Genomic DNA, 668 nt, shown 5'->3' on the forward strand with positions numbered 1-668 from the left:
CTGGGTCTAATACCGGATATTCACTTCCTTCCGCATGGGGGGTGGTGGAAAGGTCTTTTCCGGTCGGGGATGGACTCGCGGCCTATCAGCTTGTTGGTGGGGTAGTGGCCCACCAAGGCGACGACGGGTAGCCGGCCTGAGAGGGTGACCGGCCACACTGGGACTGAGACACGGCCCAGACTCCTACGGGAGGCAGCAGTGGGGAATATTGCACAATGGGCGCAAGCCTGATGCAGCGACGCCGCGTGAGGGATGACGGCCTTCGGGTTGTAAACCTCTTTCAGTAGGGAAGAAGCGAAAGTGACGGTACCTGCAGAAGAAGCGCCGGCTAACTACGTGCCAGCAGCCGCGGTAATACGTAGGGCGCAAGCGTTATCCGGAATTATTGGGCGTAAAGAGCTCGTAGGCGGTTTGTCGCGTCTGCCGTGAAAGTCCGGGGCTCAACCCCGGATCTGCGGTGGGTACGGGCAGACTTGAGTGCAGTAGGGGAGACTGGAATTCCTGGTGTAGCGGTGAAATGCGCAGATATCAGGAGGAACACCGATGGCGAAGGCAGGTCTCTGGGCTGTAACTGACGCTGAGGAGCGAAAGCATGGGGAGCGAACAGGATTAGATACCCTGGTAGTCCATGCCGTAAACGTTGGGCACTAGGTGTGGGGGACATTCCA

At 58.8% G+C, this 668-nt stretch carries 1 rRNA gene; it reads left to right on the forward strand.

From position 1 onward, the window contains the following. Nucleotides 1-668: ribosomal RNA gene (locus ABD912_RS23220) — 16S ribosomal RNA — on the forward strand; the annotation flags it as partial.

The sequence above is a fragment of the Arthrobacter ginkgonis genome (assembly GCF_039540195.1).
GTDB classification, from domain to species: Bacteria; Actinomycetota; Actinomycetes; order Actinomycetales; family Micrococcaceae; genus Zafaria; species Zafaria ginkgonis.